Here is a 23,988-nt window from a genome sequence, read left to right as displayed (position 1 = left end):
GTCCTTCACGTCACGAAACTCCGCTGTTCGGACAGAGGGAGGCAATACGTGAGCAAGCATGACGAGGGGCACACCCTCGCGGGCTGGATCGGATTCGGGATCGCCACCGTGGGGGTGGCGGGCATCGGGCTGGGGGTCTGCGCCGACAACGCCCTCGGCGAGTGGGGCGGGCTGGCGGTCGTGGCCGTGAGTGTGCTGGTCACCTGGGTGCTCCATCTCGCCGGGTGGGGCAAGCCGCCCGGGCAGCGGCCGGCCTCGGAGTGGGGACTGCGGGTCAGGGACCTGCGCGCGCGGGAGGGGCATCCCGGGTGTCTGGGGTGCCGGCTGGCGGGGCGTGGGCGGCCCGCGGTCAGGTCGGACGTGGCTGTCGGCGGTAAGCCTGTGAGTGGTGAACCCGTGACCGAGTCCGCCACCTGAACGGCTGCCCGCTCGCAGCCCGGCTCCGTTGTCGGTGGCAACGCCTACGCTCGTGAGTGATGGCAGAGACGTGGAGATGTTCGGGTCTGCGGTGGTCGGCTGACGGCCCCGTGCTGATGTGGGGCGGCGGGCGGAGCAGTGCGCTGTCCTGGGGGAAGCGGGTGGCCTTTGGGGTGGTGGACGAGGGCGTACGGACGTGTGTGGGCGCGCGGGGGAACGCGTGTCCGGTGCGGGCGGTGGTGTCGGGGCGCAGTGCGGGGGCGCGTTGCGAGGAGTGCGCGCGGTTGGACCGTGCGCACTCCGTGGCCGCCGACACGATGGCCGACGACCCGCGGCCGTACCGCGTGTACCTCGCGTGGTTCGGGCCCGGCATGGTCAAGGTCGGGATCACCGGAGTCGCGCGCGGGCCGGCTCGGCTGCTGGAGCAGGGGGCCGTCGTCTTCAGCTGGCTGGGGCAGGGGCCGTTGATGGCGGCGCGGCGGACCGAGGAGCTGCTGCGGGCCGCGCTTGGGGTGCCGGATCGGATCCCGTACGCCGAGAAGAGGGCGGTGCGGGCCGCGTTGCCGGGGGCGGGCGAGAGGCTGGAGGAGATCCGGGAGCTGCACGCGCGGGTCATGGAGCTCGCAGGCTGGCCCGAGTCGCTGGAGCGGGCGCCCTTCCAGGCCGTCGATCACACCGAGGTGTTCGGGCTCGAAGGGCTCTCGCCCGCCGTCGGTGTGGTGAGCGAGCTGGTCGCGGGCGGTGTGGTGAGCGGGGAGCTGGTCGCCGCGGCCGGGCCCGATCTGCATCTTTCGACCGGGCGTGGGGTCGTCGTGGTCGATACGCGGCTCATGACCGGGTGGGAGCTGACCGCGGTCAGGGGTGAGCAACTGACCTTTCCCGTAAGGGAGTGGGAAGACAGGAGCGTGAAGCAGGACGGACTCTTCTGAGTGCCCGAGTGTGAGTGCCCGCGCGGATGCCGTTCTCCGAGGGTCAAGAGATGGATCCCTCTTGGATCCCGTTCGGAAAGGGTCTGGACGAGTGGGGAGACCCGGCCCGACAGTGGTTGCCATGAGCGATCACTCCATTACACCTGTCGCAGCCCACGAACCCCCCTACTACGCCGCCGTGTTCACCTCCGTCAGGACCGAGGACGACAGAGGGTACGGAGAGACCAACGAGCGTATGGAGGAGCTGGTGAAGGACATCCCGGGCTACCTCGGCATGGACTACGCGCGCACGCCGGGCGGGCTGGCGATCACCGTCGGGTACTTCCGGGACGCGGACGCGATCCGGAAGTGGAGCGGGCACGCCGAGCACCGCGCGGCACAGCGGCGAGGCCGCGCCGAATGGTACGAGCGCTACACGCTGCACATCGCCAAGGTCGAGCGGAGCCATGAGTTCGAGCGGACTCCGGGGGACTGAGCAGGGCATCGGGACTGAGCAGGGCATCGGGACTGAGCAGGGCATCGGGACTGAGCAGGGCATCGGGACTGAGCAGGGCATCGGGACTGAGCAGGGCATCGGGCCCGAGCAGGACACGGGGACTGGGCGGAGCAAGGAGGCAGGGCGGAGTGGCAGGAGGCGAGCGTGTGCGCGGCTGACGGGTCTGACGGGTCTGACGGGGAGGGTGGGGAGGGCGGGTCTGGCGGGGAGAGCGTACGGCGGTTCTGGGAGCGGCTGGGGCTTCCGGGGCTCGTCGATGTCCACACGCACTTCATGCCCGAGCGCGTCCTGCGCAAGGTGTGGGACTACTTCGACGCGCTCGGGCCGCTGACCGGCGGCGTCGAGTGGCCCATCACCTACCGCGCGGAGGAGAGCGAACGGCTCGCGGTGATCCGGGAGTTCGGGGTTCGAGCCTTCACCGCGATGCTCTACCCGCACAAGGCCGGCATGGCGCAGTGGCTCAACTCCTGGGCCGTCGACTTCGCCAGCCGGATGCCCGACTGTCTGCACACCGCGACCCTGTTCCCCGAGCCGGGCGTCGAGGGGTATGTGCGGGAGGCCCTCGAGCGAGGGGCTCGCGTCTTCAAGGCGCACGTCCAGGTCGGGGGGTACGACCCGAGTGATCAACTCCTCGACTCCACCTGGGGGCTGCTCGCCGAGGCCGGGGTCCCCGTCGTGATCCACTGCGGGTCCGGCCCCGCGCCGGGCAAGCACACCGGGCCCGAGCCGGTCGCCCGTGTCCTCGCCCGGCATCCCCGGCTGCGGCTGATCGTGGCGCACATGGGGATGCCCGAGTACGAGGACTTCCTCGCCCTCGCGGAGCGCTACGGGGAGGTGCGGCTGGACACGACGATGGCGTTCACGGACTTCAGCGAGCGGTTCGCGCCGTTTCCCCGGGAGGCCAGGACCCGGCTCGCCGCCCTCGGTGAACGGGTCCTGCTGGGGACCGACTTCCCGAACATCCCCTATCCGTACGTCCACCAGCTGCACGCCCTCGAACGGCTCGGGCTGGGGGACGACTGGCTGAGGGCGGTCTGCTACGAGAACGGTGCGCGTCTCTTCACGATCGGTTCCTGAGCGGGACGCCTGATCGGTTCCTGAGCGGGACGCCTGATCAGTCCCTGAACGGGACGCCCGGATCAGTCCCTTGGCGGGACGCCCAGGAACGTCCAAGGACGTCCCTCGGGGACCTCGTGATCTTCCCAGGAGTTCCCTGAGAGGCACCTGTGTGTTTCTCAGGGAAATCACAGGTGCCCGAAAGCGTGCTCTCAGAGGACCCCGACAAGGTGTCCGCTATGACCACGACCTCGCCCCAGGGGCGCACCGAACTGCTGAGGCCGGACGGGAGCCCCGTCCGAGTGCTGGTAGTGGACGACGAGCTGTCGATCACCGAGCTGCTCTCCATGGCCCTTCGCTACGAAGGCTGGCAGATCCGCAGCGCGGGTGACGGGCAGGGTGCGGTGCAGACCGCGCGCGAGTTCCGGCCCGACGCCGTTGTTCTCGACATGATGCTGCCGGACATGGACGGCCTCGCGGTCCTGGGGCGACTGCGCCGCGATCTGCCCGACGTGCCCGTCCTCTTCCTCACGGCCAAGGACGCCGTCGAGGACCGCATCGCGGGGCTGACGGCCGGCGGCGACGACTACGTCACCAAGCCCTTCAGCCTCGAAGAGGTCGTGGCCCGGCTGCGCGGACTGATCCGCCGTTCCGGTGCCGCCGACCGGCGCTCCGACTCCGTGCTCGTCGTCGGCGACCTCACCCTCGACGAGGACAGCCACGAGGTCTCGCGTGCCGGGGAGAACATCCACCTCACCGCGACGGAGTTCGAACTCCTGCGGTTTCTCATGCGTAATCCCCGGCGTGTACTCAGCAAGGCACAGATACTCGACCGCGTGTGGTCGTACGACTTCGGCGGCCAGGCCAATGTCGTCGAGCTCTACATCTCGTACCTGCGCCGCAAGATCGACGCCGGACGTGAGCCGATGATCCACACCAGGCGTGGGGCCGGTTACCTGATCAAGCCCGCGGCCTCATGAGCGGGCGACGACGGCCGCGTAAGCAGGGGCGAGGACGACAGCCGCGCACGCTGCGGACGCGGCTCGTCGTCGCGTCCGTGTCGCTGATCGCCGTGGTGTGTGCGGTGATCGGCACCGTGACCACCCTGGCCCTGCGCGACCACCTGTATCAGCAGCTGGACGGCAAGGTGACCGACATCGCCATGCGCGCGGTCGGTCACATGCAGCAGGTTCCGGGTGGCGCGAGCCCCGGTGCGGAGCCTGGGAACCCGAACTCCTCCTCGGCGGCCACTGCCACACCGAGCGATAAGATCGACAACCTGCTGACCAAGGGCCCGACGCAGCCCAAGACCGTCGCCGCGTACGTGCAGAACGGCTCGATCATCTCCGCCGCCGTTGCCAGGCAGCAGAACGACAACGACGGCCTCTTCAAGAGGATGTTCGCCGGCAGTCTCACCGCGGTGCAGAAGAAGGCGCTGGAGGCCGTACCGAAGGACAACAAGGCCCACAGCGTGGAGATCCCGGGGCTCGGGAACTACCTCGTGAAGTACGTGGCGAGCCGGGACAGCAGCGACGCCTACTACATCGCGCTGCCCACCAAGGACGTCGATGACAACATCGACACCCTCATCCTCGTCGAGATCAGCGTCACCGCCGCCGGCCTGGTCGCTGCCGGCATCGCCGGGTATGTGCTCGTCGGCGTGGCCACCCGCCCCCTCCGCAAGGTCGCCAACACCGCCACCCGTGTCTCCGAACTCCCCCTGCACACCGGCGAGGTCACCCTCTACGAGCGGGTTCCGGAGTCCGAGGCCGACCCGCACACCGAGGTCGGTCAGGTCGGCGCCGCGCTCAACCGCATGCTCGACCACATCCACAGCGCCCTGCACGCACGCCAGCAGAGCGAGATGCGCGTACGGCAGTTCGTCGCGGACGCGAGTCATGAGCTGCGTACTCCGCTGGCGTCGATCCGAGGTTACGCCGAGCTGACCAGACGCGGCCGCGAGGAGACCGGGCCCGACACCCGGCACGCCCTCGGCCGGATCGAGTCCGAGGCCAGCCGGATGACCGGACTGGTGGAGGACCTGCTGCTGCTCGCGCGGCTGGACGCCGGACGCCCGCTCCAGTACGACCAGACCGATCTGGTACCGCTTGTCATCGACGCCGTGAGCGACGCCCGGGCGGCCGGACGCGACCACAACTGGCGGCTCGAACTGCCGGAGGAGCCCGCGCTCGTCCTCGCGGACGCCGCACGGCTGCAACAGGTCATGGTCAATCTCTTCGCGAACGCCAGAACGCACACCCCGCCCGGTACGACCGTCACCGCACGCGTGCACCGGCACGGGCCGTGGCTGTGCGTGGACGTCCAGGACGACGGGCCCGGCATCCCGCCCGACCTGCTTCCGCGCGTCTTCGAACGCTTCGCACGCGGTGATTCCTCGCGTTCCCGGTCCTCCGGCTCGACGGGCCTGGGACTGGCCATCGTGCAGGCCGTCGCCGCCGCGCACGGCGGTGCCGTCACCGTGGACAGCATGCCCGGACGAACCGTGTTCACCCTCCATTTGCCCGCGATCGCCGTCGATCCGTTCGTGGAAACAAAGGCGCAACTGTTCTCACAGGCACAGCACAGCGCCACCACATGGGTGCAACAGGGCGTTTGACGAGAGTCGTTCGCATGCGAACCGACTCTTCTCCCGGCAACCTGCCGGCGCGGGAGCACCTCCCGGCCGGGTCCGCCGGTACGCCTGTCCTGGACGTAGTGATCCCCGTTTACAACGAGGAGAAGGATCTCCAGCCGTGTGTGGTGAGACTGCACGAGCATCTCAAGCGCACCTTTCCGTACGCGTTCCGCATCACGGTCGCGGACAACGCCTCTACGGACGCCACCCCTCAGGTGGCCGCACGGCTGGAGTCGGAGATACCGGAAGTCAGGTCCTTCCGGCTTGAGCAGAAGGGCCGCGGGCGCGCGCTGCGCACCGTGTGGTCGGCCTCGGACGCTCCGATCCTCGCCTACATGGACGTGGACCTGTCCACCGACCTCAACGCTCTCCTCCCGCTGGTGGCCCCGCTGATCTCGGGCCACTCGGACCTCGCGATCGGCTCCCGGCTCGCCCGCAGCTCGCGCGTGGTGCGCGGTGCCAAGCGGGAGTTCATCAGCCGCACCTACAACCTGATCCTGCGCGGCTCGCTGCAGGCACGCTTCTCGGACGCGCAGTGCGGCTTCAAGGCGATCCGCCGCGATGTCGCCCAGGTACTGCTGCCGCTGATCGAGGACACCGGCTGGTTCTTCGACACCGAGATGCTGGTGCTCGCCGAGCGCGCCGGACTGCGCATCCACGAGGTGCCGGTCGACTGGGTCGACGACCCGAACTCGACCGTGCACATCGCGAAGACCGCGACCGACGACCTGAAGGGCGTGTGGCGCGTCGGGCGCGCCCTCGCCACCGGTTCGCTCCCGCTCGACCGGCTCGCGCGCCCCTTCGGGGACGATCCGCGCGACCGCGACCTGACCGACGTACCCAAGGGCCTGGCCCGCCAGCTCGTCGGCTTCTGCGTGGTGGGCGCCCTGTCCACCCTCTTCTACCTGCTCCTGTACAGCGCCTTCCGTTCGTTCTCGGGCTCGCAGATCGCCAACGCGTTCGCCCTGCTCGTCTCGGCCGTCGCCAACACCGCGGCCAACCGCCGTCTGACCTTCGGCGTCCGCGGCCGCGGCAGCGCGGTCCGGCACCAGGCGCAGGGCCTGGTCGTCTTCGGCATCGGCCTCGCCCTCACCAGCGGCTCGCTCGCCGCCCTGAACGCGGCGACGAGCAGCCCGGCGCACTCCACCGAACTCGCGGTGCTCATCGCCGCCAACCTCGCGGCGACCGTGCTGCGGTTCCTGCTCTTCCGCGCCTGGGTCTTCCCGGACCGGCGTGACGAGACGGCGGCCTCGACAGTCGTCGCCTCGCACAACCCGGCCTCGCCCACCTACGGCACGACGACGGCGGCGCACCAGCAGCACCCGCACCAGCAGCACCCGCACCCGCAGCACCCGCACACGCCGCTGCCCCAGCGCCCGAACGCGACGGCGCCCCAAGCTCCGTACATCAACTACGACCACAACCAGACCGACGAGTTCCGCGCCGGTGAAGCCGCGGACCGCACCTGGGGGGACGCAACCATGCAGCTGCAAGCGGTGCGCCCGCACGATCACGACCCGAGGGACACGAGGGACGCACGATGACGACTCAGTCCGACACGAGCCATCAGGGGGGCGCGAGCCCTTCCGGGGGCGCCGAGCTCTCCTGGGGACCGCCGAGCTCGACGGCTCTGCAGGAGCCCGGGGCGCCGCCCACCGCGGCCCCCCGGTCCGGTGAGCCCAAGCAGCCGTTCTTCCACCGCGTCTGGCGCGGCCGGCCCGAGGATCCGCGCTGGGTGCGCCCCGCCTTCCTCGCCCTGCTCGTCGCCACCGGCCTGCTCTACCTCTACAACCTGAGCGCCTCCGGGTACGCCAACTCCTTCTACTCCGCGGCCGTCCAGGCCGGCAGCCAGAGCTGGAAGGCCCTCTTCTTCGGCTCGCTCGACTCGGCCAACGCCATCACCGTCGACAAGCCCCCGGCCTCGCTGTGGCCGATGGCCCTGTCGGTACGGATCTTCGGCCTCAACTCGTGGGCGATCCTCGTCCCCGAGGTACTCATGGGCGTCGCCACGGTCGGCGTCCTGTACGGGGCCCTGCGCCGTCGCTTCAGCCCAGCGGCCGGTCTGATCGCGGGCGCGGTGCTCGCGCTCACTCCCGTCGCCGCGCTGATGTTCCGGTTCAACAACCCGGACGCGATGCTCGCGCTGCTGATGACCGTCACGATCTACTGCGTGGTCCGCGCTCTGGAGGACGGCCGGACGAAGTGGCTGGTCCGGGCTGGTGTCGCGGTCGGCTTCGCGTTCCTGGCGAAGACCCTGCAGGCTTTCCTGATCCTGCCGCCGCTCGCGGTCGTGTACGCGGTCTGCGCGCCGGTGCAGCTCAGGAAGCGGTTCGCCCAGCTGGGTCTTTCGGCGGTGGCGATGGTCGTCGCCGGCGGCTGGTGGGTGGCGGTCGTGGAGCTGTGGCCCGCGTCCTCGCGCCCGTACATCGGCGGCTCGCAGAACAACTCCTTCCTCGAGCTGACCTTCGGCTACAACGGCCTCGGCCGCATCAACGGCGACGAGACCGGCAGTGTCGGTGGTGGCGGCGGCGGTGGCACCGGCCAGTGGGGCGAGACCGGCTGGAACCGGATGTTCAACTCGGAGATCGGCAGCCAGATCTCGTGGCTGCTGCCCGCCGCGCTGATCCTCTTCGTCGCGGGCATCGTGCTCACCCGCAAGGCCAAGAGGACCGACCTGACGCGCAGCTCGTTCCTCGCCTGGGGCGGCGCGCTGCTGATGACGGCGATCATCTTCAGCTACATGGCCGGCATCTTCCACCAGTACTACACGGTGGCCCTGGCCCCCTACATCGCGGCTGTCGTCGGCATGGGCGCGACGGTGCTGTGGGAGGAGCGGAGCAAGATCTGGGCCTCGCTCACCCTCGCCGGCGCGGTCACCGCGAGCGCCGCCTGGGGATACGTCCTCCTCAACCGCACCCCCACCTACCTGCCGTGGCTGAAGTGGCTGGTCCTCATCGGCGGTCTGGCCGGCGCGCTCGGCCTGATCTTCACGGCCAGGCTGGGCCGCCAACTGGCCCTCGCGGCGGTCGGGCTGAGCTTCGTGGCCTCGGTCGCGGGTCCGACGGCGTACACGCTGTCCACGGTGAACACCGGGCACACCGGTTCGATCGTCACGGCCGGTCCGGCGGGCGCCAGCATGATGGGCGGCCGGGGTGGTCCCGGTGGCGGCGGTGGCATGCGGGGCGGTTTCCCCGGTGGCGGCAACACTCGGGGCCAGAACCAGCCGGGCGGTAACGGCACCACCCAGCAGGGTGGCGGCATGGGCCAGCCCCCGACCGGCGGCACGGGCGGCACCGGCGGCTTCCCCGGTCAGAACCAGCAGGGCAACGGCAACGCCCAGGGCCAGAACCAGCAGGGCGGCATGCCCGGCGGTGGCGCGACGGGCGAGGGCGGCATGGGCGGTGGCGGAGTGGGCGGTCTGCTCAACGGCGCGACCGTCAGCTCCGCGGCCAAGAAGCTGCTGGAGACCAACGCGGGCGACTACACCTGGGCGGCCGCGGCCATCGGTTCCCAGAACTCCGCGAGCTACCAGCTCGCCACCGGCAAGCCGGTGATGGCGATCGGTGGTTTCAACGGCACCGACCCGTCCCCGACGCTGGCCCAGTTCAAGAAGTACGTGACGGACGGCAAGATCCACTACTTCATCTCGGGCGGCAGCATGGGCGGTGGGATGGGCGGCGGCAACTCCTCCTCCACCACCTCCACCTCCTCCCAGATCAGCTCGTGGGTCACGGCCAACTTCAGGAAGGTGACGGTCGGTTCGGCCACCTTCTACGACCTGACGCAGCCGACCAGCAGCTGACGGCAGGTCTTGTACGCGGGGCGGTGGCCCGGAGCGATCCAGCTCCGGGCCACCGCTCTGCTCACCCAGCACCTCCAATTCGTCCTGGGATACGGCCCCCCTGGAAGCCGGACTGCGTACGGCGCCGATCGCGCTCGCGGTCGTGGCGCTGAACTTCTCCGGCCTCTCGGCCAAGTGGACGGCGCGACTCGGCACACCGGTGTCGATCGCGCTCGGCATGACGCTGATGTCGGCCGGGCTGGTGTCGGTCGCCACGCTCGCCGCGCACGGGTACGGCGGCACACTGCTCGGGCTGCTGCTGATCGGCGCGGGCGCGGCCGTGGCCAACCCGGCCATGGCACACGCCATCATGACCGCGATTCCGCCGGAGAAGGCGGGCGTGGGCGCGGGCGTCAACGGCACGCTCGCCGAGTTCGGCAACGGCCTCGGCGTGGCGGTGCTCGGGGCGATCCTCAACTCCCGGTTCGCGGCGCTGATTCCGGTGGCGGCGACCTCGCTCCCGGCGGCACTGGCCTCGGCGGGCTCGGACGAGGAGCGCGGGCGGATCACGGACGCGTTCTCGTCGGGCCTGGAGACCAGCCAACTGGTGGGCGCGGCGGCCGTCCTTCTCGGTGGACTGCCGGCCGCGGCGTTGCTACGACGTGCGGAGAGGGCAGACTCCGCGGTGGCGGTATCGGCGTGGCGCCCGCTTAGCATCAGGGTTCCGAGTCATGAGTGATGAGTCATGAGTGATGAGTTGCGAGTTTCGAGTTCCGAGGAAGGTGCGCCATGGTGAGGGCAGCCGACCGTGCCGAGCGTCCGGCGCGGACCAGTGTCTGGCTGGAGGGCAAGGCTCCCCGGGGCGCTGCGGCGCGTGGGGGCGGGCAGCCGTCGGGGCTCGACCGGGACCGGATCACCGAGGTCACCGTACGGTTGTTGGATGCCGAGGGCATGGCGAGGTTCTCCATGCGCAGGCTGGCCGCCGAGCTGAACGTCACCGCGATGTCCGTGTACTGGTACGTCGACACCAAGGACGACCTGCTCGAGCTCGCCCTCGACGCCGTCTTCGGTGAACTGGAGCTGCCCGACGCGGAGTCGGGCGAGGACTGGCGCGACCAGCTCCGCTCCCTCGCCACCGGCTACCGCGCGTTGCTGGTCCGCCACCCCTGGGTGTCCCCGCTGATCGGCACCTTCCTGAACATCGGCCCGCACTCCATGGCCTTCTCGCTCTGTGTCCAGCAGGTGATCCGCAACACCGGCCTGCCCCGGCACGGCCAGATGGGCGCGCTCTCGGCGGTCTTCCAGTTCGTGTACGGGTTCGGCACCATCGAGGGCCACTTCGTGCAGCGCTGCGCGTCGGCGGGGATGACCCAGGACGAGTACTTCCGTCAGGCCATGAGCACGATCGGCGAACAGCCGCAGTTCTCCGCCAATTTCGAGAACGCCGCGGACCTCATGGAGGCCCGCGGCGGTGACACGGTCGAGGAGATGCGGGAGCGGGACTTCACGTTCGCGCTGGAGACGCTGATCGCGGGGATCGAGACGATGGTCGCCCGGGCCTAGGGCCTGTCCGCTCCTCCTCTCCTCCTCGGCTTCCTGGGTCACTCCCGGGTCATTCCTGGGGTGTCAGTCGGGCCGGGAAGCCGCCCGTCGCGACCGGGCCCCACTTCACCGGCGTGACCCGGATGATCGACTTGCCCTGCTTGAGCATGGCCTCCCGGTACTCGTCCCAGTCCGGGTGTTCGCCCGCGATGTTCCGGTAGTACTCGACGAGCGGCTCGACGGATTCGGGGGAGTCGATGACTTCGGCCGTGCCGTCGATCTGGACCCAGGGCTCGTTCCACTCGTCGCTCAGCACGATCAGGCTGACACGCTCGTCCCGCTTGGCGTTACGGGTCTTCGCGCGTTCGGGGTAGGTCGAGACGACGATCCGGCCGGCGTCGTCGACCCCGCAGGTCAGGGGGGAGCCCTGGGGGCTGCCGTCGGTACGGCGGGTCAGGAGGATGGCGCGGTGGCGGGGGCGTACGAAGTCGAGCAGTTCGTCCAGGGACACGGCGGTGTTCGTAGCGATGTTCGGTGCCATGTGAGTCAGCCTAGGCTGCCCGCCGGGAACGTGCGCTTGACTCACGCCTGTGCGAGGGACTCCCCTTGTACCGCCTGGACGTCCAGCTCCACCTTCAGCGTGGTGCCGATCGCTGAGATGCCTGCCTGGATGACCTGGTTGTAGTTCATGGCGAAGTCCTCGCGGTGGAGTTCGGCCGTCGCCCGGAAGGCGGCCCGTGTGCCGCCCCAGGGGTCGGCGCCCGTGCCCAGGTAGGCGAGGTCCAGGTCGACCGGGCGGGCGATGCCACGCATGGTGAGTTCGCCGTGGACGGTCCAGCGGTCGGAGCCGGCCGGGGCGAGGCCGGTCGAGCGGTAAGTGATCTGCGGGTACCTCTCGACGTCGAGGAAGTCGGGGGACTTCAGGTGGCCGTCGCGCATGCCGTTGCCGGTGTCGATCGAGGCGGCGGAGATCACGGCCTCGACGCGCGACTTGGACACGTCGTCCGGGGCGATCTCGATCGTCGCCCTGAAGTCCGTGAAGCGGCCGTGCACGCTGGAGATGCCCAGGTGCTGGGCGACGGCGCCGACGGAGGAGTGCGCCGGGTCGACGGTCCAGGGGCCGGGCGGCGGCAGTTCGTTGCCGCCCTGGCGGGCGAGGGTCACATTGCCGATCTCGGCCCGGCCGCTTGCCGTGACGATCGCGCTGGAGGCGGCGGGCGCGTACCCGACCGCGGTCACGATCACGGTGTACGCGCCGGGCGTGAGGACGGTCGGGTCGTGCACGGCTCCTTCGGCGTCCGCCTCGGCGCGCAGCACCTGCGTCCCCGTCATGTCGGTCACCGTGACGACCGCGTGCGACACGGCCCATCCGTCCCGCGTGCGAATCCGTGCGGTCAGTCCCATCCCGTTTTCTCCCTGCAAAGCACTAAAAATCGGTCGCAATGAGACCGGCCCGTGGGGGGCGCACCTCCGCTCAGAGTGCGCGCGTCCCCACGGGCCGGGGTATCGACTACTCGCCGGGGTGGGCGAGGGTGATGTCGTGGTCGTCGACGCCATGGCCGGAGACCGTGAGAGCCGTCGCCACCGGGGGGTAACCCGTCGCGATGACGGTGTACTCGCCGCCGTCCAGGTCGGTGAAGGCGTACGCGCCGTCCGTGCCGGTCCTGGCGGTGCCGATCACGTTGCCGGCCGCGTCGACCAGCGTGACCCGGGCGTCGCCCAGGGGGCCGGCGGGGGCCCGTACGACACCCTGGAGCTGGGCGCCCGCGCTGAGCTCGACCTCGATCCGGGTGACCCCGGCGCCGCCGACCTCGACGGGGAGGGCCTGCGGGCGGTGGCCGGCCGCGTTCACCGCGATGGTCACCGGACCCGGGACCAGCTCGGCGAAGGCGAACTGGCCCTGCTCACCGGTGGTCCCGGTGGCCAGCACGTCACCGCGGACGTCGGTCACGATGACCATGGCGTCCTTGACCGGGGTACCGGTCCCGGCGGCCCGGACGAATCCGCTCAGCCCGCTCGTGCCGCTCAGCAGGATGTCGTACGCCACCGGCTCGTCGTTCACGATGATCGTCGAGGCCTGCGGCTGGAAGCCGTCGGCGGAGGCGATCAGGACGTACGAGCCCGTGCCGGGCGCGTCCACCGCGTAGGAGCCGTCGGCCTGCGCGACCGACCGGCCCAGCTGCCGTCCCGCGAGCGAGATCAGCGTGACCGCGGCCTGCGGGACGGGGGCGCTCTCGGCGCCGCGGACGTGACCGCGGACCGGGATGCCGCCGGAGGCGGGCAGCGGGGCGCTCTCCCGTGTCGCGGTGGCGACGGCGGCGAGCCGCTGCGTGCCCTCGGGTCCGGCCGCGAGGCTCGTCTCGGCGACGGCCGCCCAGCTCGGGATCCTCTCCTCGGCGGGTGCCTCGGCGGTGGCCGGAGCCTCCGCCGCGGTGGCCTCCGCCTTCGCCTCCGCGGCCTGGGCCAGCGCGCCCGAGGTCCGCAGCGGGACCTCCTTGATGAACAGGACGATGAAGAAGGCGAGCAGCGCCAGGGCGGAGCCGATCATGAAGACGTCGGCTATGCCGTGGCCGTACGCGCTCTCGAGGACCGTGCGCAGGGGCGCGGGCAGCGAGTCCATGTTCGGGATGGTGCCGGAGCCGGAACCGGACGCGGCGGCCGCGTACTTGGGGTCGATGCCGGCCAGGCCGTCCTTGACGTAGTCGGTGATCCGGGTGGACATGATCGCGCCGAGCGCGGAGACGCCGATCGCACCGCCGAGGGAGCGGAAGAAGGTGACCGTGGAGCTGGCCGAGCCGAGGTCGGACGGGGCCACCTGGTTCTGCGTGGACAGCACCAGGTTCTGCATCGTCATGCCGACGCCGAGACCGAGCAGCGCCATGAAGATCGCGACGTGCCAGTAGGTCGTGTCGTAGCGGATGCTGCCCAGCAGGCCCAGGCCCGCGGTGATGAGGACGGTGCCGCTGACCAGCCAGTACTTCCACCGGCCGGTCTTGGTGATGACCTGGCCGGAGACCGTGGAGGCGATGAACAGGCCGCCGATCATCGGGATGGTCATCACGCCCGACATCGTCGGGGACTTGTCCCGGGCCAGCTGGAAGTACTGGCTGAAGAAGACCGTGCCGGTGAACATCGCGACGCCCACGAAGAGCGAGGCGAGGGAGGAGAGGGTGATGGTGCGGTTGCGGAACAGCCGCAGCGGGATGATCGGCTCGCTCGCCTTGGACTCGACGAGCACGAAGAGCAGACCGAGGACGATCGCGCCGCCCACCATCGCGTACGTCTGCCACGACACCCAGTCGTACTTGTCACCGGCGAAGGTGACCCAGACCAGCAGCAGCGAGACCGCGGCGGAGATGAAGAACGCGCCGGCCCAGTCGACCTTCACGTCCCGCTTCACGGTGGGCAGGTGCAGGGTCTTCTGCAGCACGATCAGCGCGATGATCGCGAAGGGCACGCCGACGTAGAAGCACCAGCGCCAGCCGAGCCACGAGGTGTCGGTGATGACACCGCCGAGCAGCGGGCCGCCGACGGTTGCGACGGCGAAGGTCGCGCCGAGGTAGCCGGAGTACCGGCCGCGCTCGCGCGGGGAGATCATCGCCGCCATGACGATCTGGGCGAGGGCGGACAGACCGCCGACACCGACGCCCTGGACCACACGGCACGCGATGAGCATGCCGGGGTTCTGGGACAGGCCGGCGGCGGCCGATCCCAGCACGTAGATGACGAGGGCTATCTGTACGAGCGCCTTCTTGCTGTACAGGTCGGAGAGCTTGCCCCACAGAGGCGTGGTCGCGGTCATGGCCAGCAGCGAGGCCGTGACGACCCAGGTGTAGGCGGACTGGCCGCCGCCGAGGTCGCCGATGATCTCGGGGAGTGCGTTGGTGACGATCGTCGACGACAGGATCGCGACGAACATGCCGAGCAGCAGGCCGGAGAGCGCCTCCATGATCTGGCGGTGTGTCATCGGGGTGCCGTCGGAGGGTCCACCTCCGTGCTTGGCGTGAGCCCGCACACCGGCTGGTGTGGTCGTTGCCATGGGCTTCCTTCTCTTGTCTTACGCGGGTGTACGGGTGGTCAGTTCGGTTGCTTCCGGCACGTAGGGCGGCCGGGGTACGGCACGGCAGTCGCCGAAGCTCTCGCGCAGCCGGCCCATCAGGTGGATGAGCAGGCCGACCTCGTGGTCGGACCAGTCGCTCAGCCGGTCGGCGAACAGCCGCGAGGAGCGGCGGGAGAGCTCGGTGAGCTGCTCGCGTCCCGCGTCGGTGAGGCGCAGGATGCGGGAGCGTTTGTCGGCGGGGTCGGGGAGGCGTTCGATCCAGCCCCGGTCGGCGACGTGGGCGACGTGGCGGCTGGTCACCGACATGTCCACGGCGAGCAGCTCGGCGAGCTTGCTCATCCGCATGTCGCCGTGCCGGCCGAGGAGGGTCAGTACGGCGGCGGAGCCCGCGGGGCAGTCGTGCGGCAGGATCCGCCCGAGCTCCCGCTTCACGGCGCCGATGGCACTGAGCTGACGAGCCAATTCCTCGTACTGCGCCTGCTCGGCCATCACACCTCCCGTAGTCGTTGCTTGGGGCAACCATAAATCCAGTTGGTTGCTGCAGGCAAACGATATCGCTGCCGCTGGGATAAAAAGATGGCAAAGGCACGTATTGGCGAACGTAAACCTGCTGGTGGGCGGCTCGCACGGCTTTGAATCCGCTGTGGACCGGCGGAACCCCCACACCCGGGCGCATCCCGTTCCCGGGCTCTGGCCTGCCCCACGAAGGGCTCCGCCCTGCCTCCGCGGGGACTGGACGCCTGGCCCTCGGCTGCGCCGAGGGCTGCCCCGCACCCTCGCCTCTCCCGACGGCGGGGCCTCCATGTGCGCCAGCCGTTGATCCGGAGCTCTTCGGCTGACCGCCGGTGAGGGTGGGCGCGCGGTCCCCCGCGCCCCTGGCGGGGCGCTGCCTGCCGGGGGCATCCAGCTCGCCGCCCACGCCATCCGGAACCGGGGGAACGGGGGCGAGGGGAACCCGGCGCTTGGGTAGGGGGCGTGTATTCGCTAGGGTCCTGGGCCATGGCAAACACCCAGGGCCCCGAGGGCAACTACGACCCCGCGGGTAGCACCCAGATGTTCCGCGCTTTCGTCGACGAGGGCCCCCAGGCCCGGCAGCAGCAGGCGGCCGCCCCGGCGGGCCCCCGCATCGGCCTGATCATCGGCATCGTCGTCGCCGTGGCGGTCGTGGCCGCCGTGGCGTGGCTCGCGCTGGCGTAAGGGCAACCCGCCCGCCCCGCCGGCAGGACCGGTGGAGGCGGGTCACTTCCACTGGACGGACACGTCCCGCGTCTCGATGTGCATGCCGAGCGGCACGCGCCAGTCGTCGACGCACACCGTCCAGGTCTTCGTGCTGCCCGCTCCGGCCGCGATCGGAGCCGGCAGATCCCGCGTCGAGTCGATCGTCGCCCAGTCGATGCCGAGCGCCCCGATGATGTGCGTCCCGAGGGTCACCGTGCCCGAACGCACGGCGCTGTCACCGGTGTTGCGGAAGGAGACGGTCACCTTCTCGCACCAGCGCCTGTCGGTGGCCTCCCGCGCGGGCTCGCCCACGTCGAGAACGGCGGGGCCGACGGGACCGGGGGAACCGGGGGTACCAGGGGGACCGGTACTTGCCGTGGAACCCGGGGTCGGCCGAGCGGGGGGCGCCGAGGCGGTGCCCGAACCGGCCCTCGTACGGGAAGAGTTGTCGTCGCCGCGGCTCGTTGCCGCACCGGGCGAAGCGGAAAGTGGGGGCCGCGGGGGTGAACTGCCCTGCTGAGGGGCCCCTTTGGCGGCTTGCGTGGACCCGGGCAGCGGGGTCAGCGAGACGTTTCCGGTCGGGGCCACGACGGGTCCCGAATCGGCCGGCGCTCCCACCGCCACGTATCCGCCGCCGCTCCCGCCGTCCCCGCACGCGGCCAGTACGGCACCCAGGCAGACAACAGCCGTCGAGGCGCCCACCAGGGCGCCTCGACGGCCACGGAGCCAAGTCGCTCGACGCATCGCGCCAGTGTGGCTGACGATCCGTCAATTATGAAGGGTCGGGCAGGGGGTCTCAGTCGGAGATCAGGCCCTCGCGGAGCTGGGCCAGGGTGCGGGTGAGGAGGCGGGAGACGTGCATCTGTGAGATGCCGACCTCCTCGCCGATCTGCGACTGGGTCATGTTGGCGAAGAAGCGCAGCATGATGATCCGGCGCTCGCGGGGCGGGAGTTTGGCGAGCAGCGGCTTCAGCGACTCGCGGTACTCGACGCCTTCCAGGGCGGTGTCCTCGTAGCCGAGGCGGTCCGCGAGGGAGCCCTCGCCGCCGTCGTCCTCGGGGGCCGGGGAGTCGAGGGAGGAGGCCGTGTAGGCGTTGCCGACCGCGAGGCCGTCGACGACGTCCTCCTCCGACACACCCAGGACCGCGGCGAGTTCGGCGACGGTCGGGGAGCGGTCGAGCTTCTGGGAGAGCTCGTCGCTGGCCTTGGTGAGGGCCAGGCGCAGCTCCTGGAGGCGCCTCGGGACGCGAACGGACCACGAGGTGTCACGGAAGAACCGCTTGATCTCGCCGACGACCGTCGGCATCGCGAACGTCGGGAACTCCACGCCGCGTTCGCAGTCGAAGCGGTCGATCGCCTTGATCAGGCCGATGGTGCCGACCTGGACGATGTCCTCCATCGGCTCGTTGCGGGAGCGGAAGCGGGCCGCCGCGTACCGCACGAGCGGGAGGTTGAGCTCGATGAGGGTGTCCCGGACGTAGGGACGCTCGGGGCTGTTCTCGCCGAGTGCGGCGAGCCGCAGGAACAAGGAGCGGGACAGGGTGCGGGTGTCGATGGCTCCCGAGGTCTCGGGGGCCGCCTGGACGGCTTCGGGGGCCGGAGCGGCATCGGGGGCCGGAAGGGCCGGGACATCGTGAAGCGCGTCGGGCGCCGGTTCGCTCTTCGTGAGCGTGAGCACCTTCGAGCTGCCCTGGTCTGCGGACATGCCACCCCCTTTGGGTCGCGGACGGTCGCGGCGGACGCTCCCGTCGGAGGAACGCAGCCTCCACCTGAATACCGGCGGCGGGGCCGCGGCAAACGCTCTTCGGGGAGAATGTCACATGTCGGCAACACGCTGTAGTGACATGTCGACATGGAAGGGATGAATCGGCCCTGGAAAAGGAGGGTCTGACGGTTTTTCGACGCTGAACTGTCGGAAAAGGAGCCCTTGAGCGATTCGCTCTTGTCGGTTACGCCTCGATCCTGTTTGCGGATCGCAGCCGTGCGAAGCTCCGGGCGAGCAGCCTTGACACATGCATCTGGGAGACTCCCAGTTCCGCGCTGATCTGTGACTGCGTCAGATTGCTGTAGTAGCGGAGGAGAAGGATCCGCTGCTCGCGCTCGGGCAGTTGTACGAGGAGATGGCGGACGAGGTCGCGGTGTTCGACTCCGTCGAGGGCCGGGTCCTCGTAGCCGAGCCGGTCGAGCAGTCCGGGCAGCCCGTCACCCTCCTGGGCGGCTTCGAGCGAGGTCGCGTGGTACGAGCGTCCGGCCTCGATGCAGGACAGCACCTCCTCCTCGGTGATGCGCAGCCGCTCGGCGATCTCGGCGGTCGAGGGGGAGCGCCCGAAGGCCGTCGTCAGGTCCTCCGTCGCGCTGTTCACCTGCACCCACAGCTCGTGCAGTCGGCGGGGTACGTGGACGGTGCGGACGTTGTCGCGGAAGTACCGCTTGATCTCGCCGACGACGGTCGGCATCGCGAAGGTCGGGAACTGTACGCCGCGGTCGGGGTCGAAGCGGTCGATCGCGTTGATCAGGCCGATGGTGCCGACCTGGACCACATCCTCCATCGGCTCGTTGCGGGAGCGGAAGCGGGCGGCCGCGTACCGCACGAGCGGCAGGTTCGCCTCGATGAGCGCCCCGCGTACGCGGTCGTGCTCCGTGGTGCCCGGCTCCAGCGTCTTGAGCTGGCCGAAGAGCAGCTGGGTGAGGGCCCGGGTGTCGGCGCCTCGACGTCGCTCAGGGGTGACCTGCTCAGGGGTGACGCGTTCGTGGGCGATGTGCTCAGGAGCGATCCTCTCGGGGGTGACGCGTTCGTGGGCGATGTGCTCAGGAGCGATCCGCTCGGGGCTGACGCGTTCCTGGGTGATGGGTTCCGTGGTGATGTGTTCCTTGGGGATTTCCTGTGGCGGTGCTTGAGGCGCAGTACTGGCCGGCACGGTCAACTCCACCTCTATGATCCGTCAGATCCATCAACTCATCCGTCAAAAGCGGTCATAGCATCACAAGACATGTGCACTGTGTGCAAGCACCGGATAACACCGTGTTGAACAGGATTTAGGGAGAGTTGGGGCATAAGAAGCGGAAAAGCCCCTCACCGGTTTCCGGCGAGGGGCCCAGAGCGCGTCGGCTCGGATCGGTTCAGAACGGATAGTCGGCGATCACCCAGGTCGCGAACTCGTGCCACAGCGCGACGCCCGCCTGGTGTGCGGGATGCTCCAAGTACCGCTTCAGGGCGTCGGAGTCGTCGACCGCGGAGTTGATCGCGAAGTCGTACGCGACGGGCCGGTCGGTGATGTTCCAGCCGCACTCCCAGAACCGCAGCTCGGGGATCTGGTCGCCGAGCGGGCGGAAGGCGGCCACGCCCTCGACGACGCGGGGGTCGTCACGCTCGACGCCTTCGTTGAGCTTGAAGAGGACCAGATGGCGGATCACGGGTACTCCCTGGTGGTACGGGCCGTGCGGGGGCGGCCGATCAGTTCTTGGCCCCGTCGGCGATCCACGTCATGAAGTCGCCGATGGACCGGGCGGCGGTCGAAATGCCCTCGAACCCTATCTGGACGTAGTCGGCCGCCTTCGCCGGATCCGTGATGATCACGTACAGCGCGAAGACGACGAGTATGTAGACGGCGAGCTTCTTCGAATTCACCGCCATCGCGGCCTCCCTGTGACTGCTGCGCCCACTGGGCCCCCTGTGCCGGCGGTGAGTGTAACCTCCACCCCACTTTTTTGGACCAACGGCCCGCTGGCCTAGGTCCTTTGCCGTACGCACGAAGGGCCCCGTCTTGCGACGGGGCCCTTCTCAAGCGGTAGCGGAGGGATTTGAACCCTCGGTGACTTGCGCCACACTCGCTTTCGAGGCGAGCTCCTTCGGCCGCTCGGACACGCTACCGAGGGAGACCCTACCCCAAGGTGGGCCATGGTCTGAAATCCGTTTCCCGCCGCCGGTCCCGCCGCCCCGTGGAGTCAGCGGTCGCGGAAGAAACGGGTGAGCAGACTCGCGCACTCGTCCTCGAGTACGCCCCCGATCACCTCGGGGCGGTGGTTGAGCCGGCGGTCGCGTACGAGGTCCCAGACGGAACCGGCCGCGCCCGCTTTCTCGTCGCGGGCGCCGTAGACGACCCGGTCGACCCGGGACTGGACGAGTGCGCCCGCGCACATCGTGCAGGGCTCCAGGGTGACGACGAGCGTGCAGCCGGTCAGCCGCCACTCGCCGAGCCGCTGGGCGGCCCCGCGGATCGCGAGCACCTCGGCGTGCGCCGTCGGATCGCCCGTGGCCTCGCGTTCGTTGTGTCCGGTCGCGAGCACCGTCGTACCGTCCGTGGACAGCACGACGGCGCCGACGGGAACATCCCCGCCCTGGACGGCCCGGTGGGCCTCGTCCAGGGCGAGCCGCATCGCGGCCCGCCAGCGGTCGCGTACCGGATCTGCCGGATCTGCTGGAAAGGTCTCTTTTGTCGGGCTCACCCGGGAAATCTATCGGGCTCGCCCGGAAAACCGCCTCCCCCGGAAGCCGCGGGAGCCGGAACCTGCCTTCCGGATCAGGTCCCAGGACCTGTCCGGCGGATCAGGATCTAGCGGACGGTCTCCAGGACCTCCGCCGCTCCCAGGGCTTCGGCGATCGTGCTGAGCGCGTCGCCTTCGTCCAGGGCGAGCAGTTCCTTCTCGCTCACACCGAGGTCGGCGAGGATCTCGCGGTCCCCGACGGGGCTGTGCGAGACGATCTCGCCGGAGACGCTCTCCTCCTCGTCGTCCTCGGAGTCGTGTGCGTCGTCGGGTTCACCGTCCTCGGTGCCGTCCAGGTCGAGGGAGTCCAGGTCGGCGTCGTCGTCGCCGGGCTCCCGTCCTAGTAGTTCGTCCGTGAGCAGGATCTCGCCGTACGAGCTGCGGGCAGCGGCTGCGGCGTCCGAGACGTAGATGCGAGGGTCCTCCTCACCGTCCACGCGGACGACGCCGAACCACGCGTCCTCCTGCTCGATGAGTACGAGCACCGTGTCCTCCTCCGAGGCTTCACGGGCCAGATCGGTCAGATCCGACAGGGTCTCCACATCGTCGAGCTCTGTGTCGCTCGCTTCCCACCCGTCTTCGGTGCGCGCGAGCAGTGCGGCGAAGTACACCGTGACTCTCCCACTGGTCATAGGCGTGCCGGTTGGGGGTCCCCCCGGCGGAGGTCGATTGGGCGGGGAGTGCTGCTCCGAGACCCCACCCACTCGGAATCGTGGCAGAAACAGAGCGTTCAGGGGACGTCTTCGGCCTGCTGTGTCTGCCTCTTTTGATCGCTAACAGCGGATCGTACGCGGCCCTCGGCGTCGTGTGTGCATGTCCCCGCCCTCACGGCGTGGGCGGATCACCAAGGAGCTGCAAAAGGAGCCACCAACGGAGCTACCAACGGAAGCTGCGCATGCGCATGGCGTGACGGAGGCGGGCGACCTTGGCGCGGCGGGGCTGGACGCGGTCACGCAGCTCGCGCGCCTCGGTCAGGTCCCGGAGGAACTGGGCCCGGCGCCGCCGGCGCTCGGCGTCCGTCTCCGGCTGCCTGATCCGTTCGGCCGGTTCGGCCGGTTCGGCCCGCTCCGCCCGTTCGGCCCGTTCGGCCGGTTCGGCCCGTTCGGCCGGTTCGGCCCGCTCCGCCCGTTCGGATTGTTCGGATGGTTCGACGCGGCGAAGTCGTACGGGCCGTTGGGCGGGTTCGGCCCCCTCGGCTCGTCCGAGTCGCTCCAACTGCTCCGGGGACTCCTTTTCCCGGTCCGGCATAGGCCCACCACCCCAGGTCGGTCCCTACCGCTTTCCCCCTGACGGGCGGTTTGATGCCAGCGCGAGGGACACGGGGGCACGGCTACTGTTATGGGCATGCGTCTCCACGTCGTCGACCACCCCCTGGTCGCCCATAAGCTCACCACCCTGCGCGACCGGCGCACCGACTCCGCGACCTTCCGGCGGCTCGCCGACGAGCTGGTCACCCTGCTCGCCTACGAGGCCACCCGGGACGTGCGCACCGAGCAGGTCGACATCGTGACCCCGGTCGCCTCCACCACGGGCGTCAAGCTGTCCTACCCGCGCCCGCTGGTCGTGCCGATCCTGCGTGCGGGCCTCGGCATGCTCGACGGCATGGTGCGGCTGCTGCCGACCGCCGAGGTGGGCTTCCTGGGCATGGTGCGCGACGAGGAGACGCTCCAGGCCTCCACGTACGCGACCCGGATGCCGGACGACCTCTCCGGGCGCCAGGTGTACGTCCTCGACCCGATGCTGGCCACCGGCGGCACGCTCGTCGCGGCGATCCAGGAGCTGATCAAGCGCGGCGCCGACGACGTCACCGCCGTGGTGCTGCTCGCCGCCCCGGAGGGCGTCGAGGTCATGGAGCGCGAGCTCGCGGGCACGCCGGTGACGGTCGTGACCGCGTCGGTCGACGAACGGCTCAACGAGCACGGTTACATCGTGCCGGGGCTGGGCGACGCGGGGGACCGGATGTACGGGGCGGCCGAGTAGGTTCCCGCACCTCGGCGGGACCTGCGACGGGCCTGCGCGGGACCGTCGCGGCCCTACGGGGCCCTGAGTCGTCCCTTGGGCCCTCAGCGGTCTCACGAAGGCTGTCGACGGCCCTATGGGGCTGCCGGCAGCCCTCGCTGTTCTCGGCTGTTCAGCAGTTCTTCGGAGAAGCGGACGCGGCCGGCTGGGGTCCGGACAGGGTGGCCAGGGCCTTGTCGGCGTCCTCCTTCTTCGTGAGGCTCTTGAAGCTGGTGCCGATGATCAGGTCGACCCGGTCGGCCTGGGCGCGGCCGTCCGTCTTCACCTCGGCGCCGGACAGCTGCGTGCCGAGTACCGGCAGCGCGGCCTGTGCGGCTCCCTTGGCGCCGAGCAGTATCCCGGCGCCGTTGACCTTCTTGTCGTACGTGGCCGTCGCGTTGCCCACGTCACCGATGCGGAACCCGCGCTTCTTCAGCTCGTCCGCGGTCTGCTTGGCGAGCCCGCTGCGTGGCGTGGCGTTGAGTACGTTGACGGTGATCTGTCCGGGCCTGGGAAGCGTCCCGGCGGCGGTGGACGCGGTGGTCGCCGTGGACGCCGTGGTCGCTTTGGCCGACGGGCCGGCCTTGGACGTGCAGTCGTCCTTCGCACCGGCCGCCGTGGCCTTGTCGCCCTTGCCGGTGAAGACATCGATGAGCTGCAGGGTTCCCCACCCGATCAGCCCTAGCGCGGTGACGGAGGCGACGACCAGGAACACGAGCCTGCGACGCCCCCGGGGTCGGCGCATCCGTGGGTATTTGTCCCCCGTGATCCGGTACTGGCCGCCCATGCCAGGGGGAGTGAGCATGCTCATGGGCGCAGCGTAGTGTGCCGCGGCGGTGATTCCTACTAAATGATCATCGGTCGAGGCTCAGTCCAACCCAAAAGGGTCAACGAGCGGGGATCCCGGGCCTCGAAGAGGCCCTCGCGTCCCTGCGCCCGGTCTCGGCCGAGTTCGTCTCGGTCGAGTTCGTCCCGGCCGACGCGGTCTCAGTCGAAGTCGTCTCAGTCGAGTTCGAGCACACGTGCGTGGAGCACCTGGCGCTGTTGCAGCGCGGCGCGTACGGCGCGGTGCAGGCCGTCCTCGAGGTACAGGTCGCCCTGCCACTTCACTACGTGCGCGAACAGGTCGCCGTAGAACGTGGAGTCCTCGGCGAGGAGGGTCTCCAGGTCCAGCTGGCCCTTGGTCGTCACGAGCTGATCGAGGCGGACCGGGCGCGGCGCGACGTCCGCCCACTGCCGGGTGCTTTCCCGGCCGTGGTCGGGGTACGGCCGTCCGTTTCCGATGCGCTTGAAGATCACACGGAAAGCCTACCGGCCCAGACCTTCCGGGCGCAGCCATGGCGACGTAGTGCGACGCTGGAAAAGACGTCG

General features: G+C 69.9%; 25 protein-coding genes, 1 tRNA gene and 1 pseudogene. 12 read left to right on the top strand and 15 right to left on the bottom strand.

Annotated features, from left to right (window positions below):
• Nucleotides 1-48: 48 nt before the first annotated feature.
• From ABZ656_RS20650 to ABZ656_RS20605, 10 genes and pseudogenes are all read left to right on the top strand, one after another.
• Nucleotides 49-417 (top strand): HGxxPAAW family protein, encoded by a 369-nt coding sequence (locus tag ABZ656_RS20650; RefSeq protein ID WP_360269654.1) that lies wholly within the window; start codon nt 49-51, stop codon nt 415-417.
• A gap of 59 nt (nt 418-476) precedes the next feature.
• Nucleotides 477-1,346 carry a DUF2797 domain-containing protein gene (locus ABZ656_RS20645; RefSeq protein ID WP_360269652.1) on the top strand — a complete coding sequence of 290 codons (870 nt, stop codon included), beginning with the start codon at nt 477-479 and terminating at the stop codon, nt 1,344-1,346.
• 121 nt (nt 1,347-1,467) lie between these two features.
• A complete protein-coding gene (locus ABZ656_RS20640; RefSeq protein WP_360269650.1) occupies nt 1,468-1,821 on the top strand; it encodes an antibiotic biosynthesis monooxygenase in 354 nt (117 codons plus the stop codon).
• Between the two features lie 255 nt (nt 1,822-2,076).
• Nucleotides 2,077-2,919 (top strand): amidohydrolase family protein, encoded by an 843-nt coding sequence (locus ABZ656_RS20635; RefSeq protein ID WP_360269672.1) that lies wholly within the window; start codon nt 2,077-2,079, stop codon nt 2,917-2,919.
• Between the two features lie 218 nt (nt 2,920-3,137).
• Entirely contained in the window at nt 3,138-3,878 is a 741-nt protein-coding gene (locus ABZ656_RS20630) for a response regulator transcription factor (protein WP_054235077.1), read from the top strand.
• On the top strand, nt 3,875-5,515 hold the full coding sequence (locus ABZ656_RS20625) for a HAMP domain-containing sensor histidine kinase (protein ID WP_101398931.1): 1,641 nt from the start codon (nt 3,875-3,877) through the stop codon (nt 5,513-5,515). Before ABZ656_RS20630 ends, ABZ656_RS20625 begins: the two co-directional genes overlap by 4 nt.
• Nucleotides 5,516-5,529: 14 nt before the next feature.
• Nucleotides 5,530-7,077 carry a bifunctional glycosyltransferase family 2/GtrA family protein gene (locus ABZ656_RS20620; RefSeq protein WP_360269648.1) on the top strand — a complete coding sequence of 516 codons (1,548 nt, stop codon included), beginning with the start codon at nt 5,530-5,532 and terminating at the stop codon, nt 7,075-7,077.
• On the top strand, nt 7,074-9,335 hold the full coding sequence (locus ABZ656_RS20615; RefSeq protein WP_360269646.1) for a glycosyltransferase family 39 protein: 2,262 nt from the start codon (nt 7,074-7,076) through the stop codon (nt 9,333-9,335). The genes ABZ656_RS20620 and ABZ656_RS20615 overlap by 4 nt, the downstream gene beginning before the upstream one ends.
• Before the next feature lie 57 nt (nt 9,336-9,392).
• Nucleotides 9,393-10,053 (top strand): annotated as a pseudogene (locus ABZ656_RS20610) (MFS transporter); the annotation flags it as partial.
• 50 nt (nt 10,054-10,103) lie between these two features.
• Complete coding sequence (locus ABZ656_RS20605; RefSeq protein ID WP_101398925.1) at nt 10,104-10,877, top strand: TetR/AcrR family transcriptional regulator; 774 nt, start codon at nt 10,104-10,106, stop codon at nt 10,875-10,877.
• A 49-nt stretch (nt 10,878-10,926) separates the two neighbouring features.
• On the opposite strand, the gene ABZ656_RS20600 is transcribed toward ABZ656_RS20605, so the two are convergent.
• The 4 genes from ABZ656_RS20600 to ABZ656_RS20585 form a co-directional block, all read right to left on the bottom strand.
• Nucleotides 10,927-11,397 carry a PPOX class F420-dependent oxidoreductase gene (locus ABZ656_RS20600; RefSeq protein ID WP_360269644.1) on the bottom strand — a complete coding sequence of 157 codons (471 nt, stop codon included), beginning with the start codon at nt 11,395-11,397 and terminating at the stop codon, nt 10,927-10,929.
• Between the two features lie 41 nt (nt 11,398-11,438).
• Nucleotides 11,439-12,260, bottom strand: a complete 822-nt coding sequence (locus tag ABZ656_RS20595) for a YceI family protein (RefSeq protein ID WP_101398921.1) — start codon at nt 12,258-12,260, stop codon at nt 11,439-11,441.
• 106 nt (nt 12,261-12,366) lie between these two features.
• On the bottom strand, nt 12,367-14,895 hold the full coding sequence (locus ABZ656_RS20590) for an MFS transporter (RefSeq protein ID WP_101398919.1): 2,529 nt from the start codon (nt 14,893-14,895) through the stop codon (nt 12,367-12,369).
• An 18-nt stretch (nt 14,896-14,913) separates the two neighbouring features.
• Entirely contained in the window at nt 14,914-15,405 is a 492-nt protein-coding gene (locus ABZ656_RS20585; RefSeq protein ID WP_067377003.1) for a MarR family transcriptional regulator, read from the bottom strand.
• 510 nt (nt 15,406-15,915) lie between these two features.
• Between ABZ656_RS20585 and ABZ656_RS20580 the strand changes: the two genes are divergently transcribed.
• Nucleotides 15,916-16,113, top strand: a complete 198-nt coding sequence (locus tag ABZ656_RS20580; RefSeq protein WP_054235117.1) for a hypothetical protein — start codon at nt 15,916-15,918, stop codon at nt 16,111-16,113.
• 42 nt (nt 16,114-16,155) lie between these two features.
• On the opposite strand, the gene ABZ656_RS20575 is transcribed toward ABZ656_RS20580, so the two are convergent.
• The 9 genes from ABZ656_RS20575 to ABZ656_RS20535 all read right to left on the bottom strand — a co-directional run bounded on the left by ABZ656_RS20575 (nt 16,156) and on the right by ABZ656_RS20535 (nt 21,867).
• Nucleotides 16,156-16,446 (bottom strand): hypothetical protein, encoded by a 291-nt coding sequence (locus ABZ656_RS20575; protein WP_360269641.1) that lies wholly within the window; start codon nt 16,444-16,446, stop codon nt 16,156-16,158.
• Nucleotides 16,447-16,930: 484 nt separating this feature from the next.
• Nucleotides 16,931-17,839, bottom strand: a complete 909-nt coding sequence (locus ABZ656_RS20570) for an RNA polymerase sigma factor SigF (protein ID WP_101398915.1) — start codon at nt 17,837-17,839, stop codon at nt 16,931-16,933.
• 244 nt (nt 17,840-18,083) lie between these two features.
• Complete coding sequence (locus tag ABZ656_RS20565) at nt 18,084-18,908, bottom strand: RNA polymerase sigma factor SigF (RefSeq protein WP_360269670.1); 825 nt, start codon at nt 18,906-18,908, stop codon at nt 18,084-18,086.
• A gap of 346 nt (nt 18,909-19,254) precedes the next feature.
• Entirely contained in the window at nt 19,255-19,548 is a 294-nt protein-coding gene (locus ABZ656_RS20560) for a Dabb family protein (RefSeq protein WP_101398911.1), read from the bottom strand.
• Between the two features lie 40 nt (nt 19,549-19,588).
• Entirely contained in the window at nt 19,589-19,768 is a 180-nt protein-coding gene (locus ABZ656_RS20555) for a hypothetical protein (RefSeq protein WP_101398909.1), read from the bottom strand.
• 152 nt (nt 19,769-19,920) lie between these two features.
• Nucleotides 19,921-20,005: transfer RNA gene (locus tag ABZ656_RS20550), tRNA-Ser, on the bottom strand.
• A gap of 74 nt (nt 20,006-20,079) precedes the next feature.
• Nucleotides 20,080-20,511 carry a tRNA adenosine(34) deaminase TadA gene (gene tadA, locus ABZ656_RS20545; RefSeq protein WP_101398907.1) on the bottom strand — a complete coding sequence of 144 codons (432 nt, stop codon included), beginning with the start codon at nt 20,509-20,511 and terminating at the stop codon, nt 20,080-20,082.
• Between the two features lie 176 nt (nt 20,512-20,687).
• Complete coding sequence (locus tag ABZ656_RS20540; RefSeq protein WP_101398905.1) at nt 20,688-21,230, bottom strand: hypothetical protein; 543 nt, start codon at nt 21,228-21,230, stop codon at nt 20,688-20,690.
• 265 nt (nt 21,231-21,495) lie between these two features.
• Nucleotides 21,496-21,867, bottom strand: a complete 372-nt coding sequence (locus tag ABZ656_RS20535) for a hypothetical protein (protein ID WP_360269674.1) — start codon at nt 21,865-21,867, stop codon at nt 21,496-21,498.
• A 96-nt stretch (nt 21,868-21,963) separates the two neighbouring features.
• Between ABZ656_RS20535 and upp the strand changes: the two genes are divergently transcribed.
• Nucleotides 21,964-22,599 carry a uracil phosphoribosyltransferase gene (gene upp / locus ABZ656_RS20530; protein WP_101403573.1) on the top strand — a complete coding sequence of 212 codons (636 nt, stop codon included), beginning with the start codon at nt 21,964-21,966 and terminating at the stop codon, nt 22,597-22,599.
• A gap of 151 nt (nt 22,600-22,750) precedes the next feature.
• Here the strand turns inward: upp and ABZ656_RS20525 are convergent, their stop codons facing one another.
• Both ABZ656_RS20525 and ABZ656_RS20520 read right to left on the bottom strand, forming a co-directional pair.
• The gene (locus ABZ656_RS20525; protein WP_101398901.1) at nt 22,751-23,404 is read right to left on the bottom strand and encodes a LytR C-terminal domain-containing protein; all 654 of its coding nucleotides are present in this window, start codon (nt 23,402-23,404) and stop codon (nt 22,751-22,753) included.
• A 215-nt stretch (nt 23,405-23,619) separates the two neighbouring features.
• Nucleotides 23,620-23,916: a type II toxin-antitoxin system VapB family antitoxin gene (locus ABZ656_RS20520; protein ID WP_003999914.1), complete on the bottom strand. Its 297-nt coding sequence runs from the start codon at nt 23,914-23,916 to the stop codon at nt 23,620-23,622.
• Nucleotides 23,917-23,988: the final 72 nt, after the last annotated feature.

Source organism: Streptomyces sp. NPDC007095 (genome assembly GCF_040634475.1).
Classification (GTDB): Bacteria; Actinomycetota; Actinomycetes; order Streptomycetales; family Streptomycetaceae; genus Streptomyces.
Note: the sequence above shows the minus strand (reverse complement) of the source record. Positions and strands in the feature narration are given on the sequence as shown.

What these genes read in the sequence shown, in the direction of transcription:
- ABZ656_RS20645 (WP_360269652.1), top strand. Translation starts at nt 477, where the DNA reads ATGGCAGAGACGTGGAGATGTTCGGGTCTGCGGTGGTCGGCTGACGGC.
- ABZ656_RS20640 (WP_360269650.1), top strand. Translation starts at nt 1,468, where the DNA reads ATGAGCGATCACTCCATTACACCTGTCGCAGCCCACGAACCCCCCTAC.
- ABZ656_RS20630 (WP_054235077.1), top strand. Translation starts at nt 3,138, where the DNA reads ATGACCACGACCTCGCCCCAGGGGCGCACCGAACTGCTGAGGCCGGAC.
- ABZ656_RS20625 (WP_101398931.1), top strand. Translation starts at nt 3,875, where the DNA reads ATGAGCGGGCGACGACGGCCGCGTAAGCAGGGGCGAGGACGACAGCCG.
- ABZ656_RS20620 (WP_360269648.1), top strand. Translation starts at nt 5,530, where the DNA reads ATGCGAACCGACTCTTCTCCCGGCAACCTGCCGGCGCGGGAGCACCTC.
- ABZ656_RS20615 (WP_360269646.1), top strand. Translation starts at nt 7,074, where the DNA reads ATGACGACTCAGTCCGACACGAGCCATCAGGGGGGCGCGAGCCCTTCC.
- ABZ656_RS20605 (WP_101398925.1), top strand. Translation starts at nt 10,104, where the DNA reads ATGGTGAGGGCAGCCGACCGTGCCGAGCGTCCGGCGCGGACCAGTGTC.
- ABZ656_RS20600 (WP_360269644.1), bottom strand. Translation starts at nt 11,397, where the DNA reads ATGGCACCGAACATCGCTACGAACACCGCCGTGTCCCTGGACGAACTG.
- ABZ656_RS20595 (WP_101398921.1), bottom strand. Translation starts at nt 12,260, where the DNA reads ATGGGACTGACCGCACGGATTCGCACGCGGGACGGATGGGCCGTGTCG.
- ABZ656_RS20590 (WP_101398919.1), bottom strand. Translation starts at nt 14,895, where the DNA reads ATGGCAACGACCACACCAGCCGGTGTGCGGGCTCACGCCAAGCACGGA.
- ABZ656_RS20585 (WP_067377003.1), bottom strand. Translation starts at nt 15,405, where the DNA reads ATGGCCGAGCAGGCGCAGTACGAGGAATTGGCTCGTCAGCTCAGTGCC.
- ABZ656_RS20580 (WP_054235117.1), top strand. Translation starts at nt 15,916, where the DNA reads ATGGCAAACACCCAGGGCCCCGAGGGCAACTACGACCCCGCGGGTAGC.
- ABZ656_RS20570 (WP_101398915.1), bottom strand. Translation starts at nt 17,839, where the DNA reads ATGTCCGCAGACCAGGGCAGCTCGAAGGTGCTCACGCTCACGAAGAGC.
- ABZ656_RS20555 (WP_101398909.1), bottom strand. Translation starts at nt 19,768, where the DNA reads ATGGCGGTGAATTCGAAGAAGCTCGCCGTCTACATACTCGTCGTCTTC.
- tadA (WP_101398907.1), bottom strand. Translation starts at nt 20,511, where the DNA reads ATGCGGCTCGCCCTGGACGAGGCCCACCGGGCCGTCCAGGGCGGGGAT.
- ABZ656_RS20535 (WP_360269674.1), bottom strand. Translation starts at nt 21,867, where the DNA reads ATGCCGGACCGGGAAAAGGAGTCCCCGGAGCAGTTGGAGCGACTCGGA.
- upp (WP_101403573.1), top strand. Translation starts at nt 21,964, where the DNA reads ATGCGTCTCCACGTCGTCGACCACCCCCTGGTCGCCCATAAGCTCACC.
- ABZ656_RS20525 (WP_101398901.1), bottom strand. Translation starts at nt 23,404, where the DNA reads ATGGGCGGCCAGTACCGGATCACGGGGGACAAATACCCACGGATGCGC.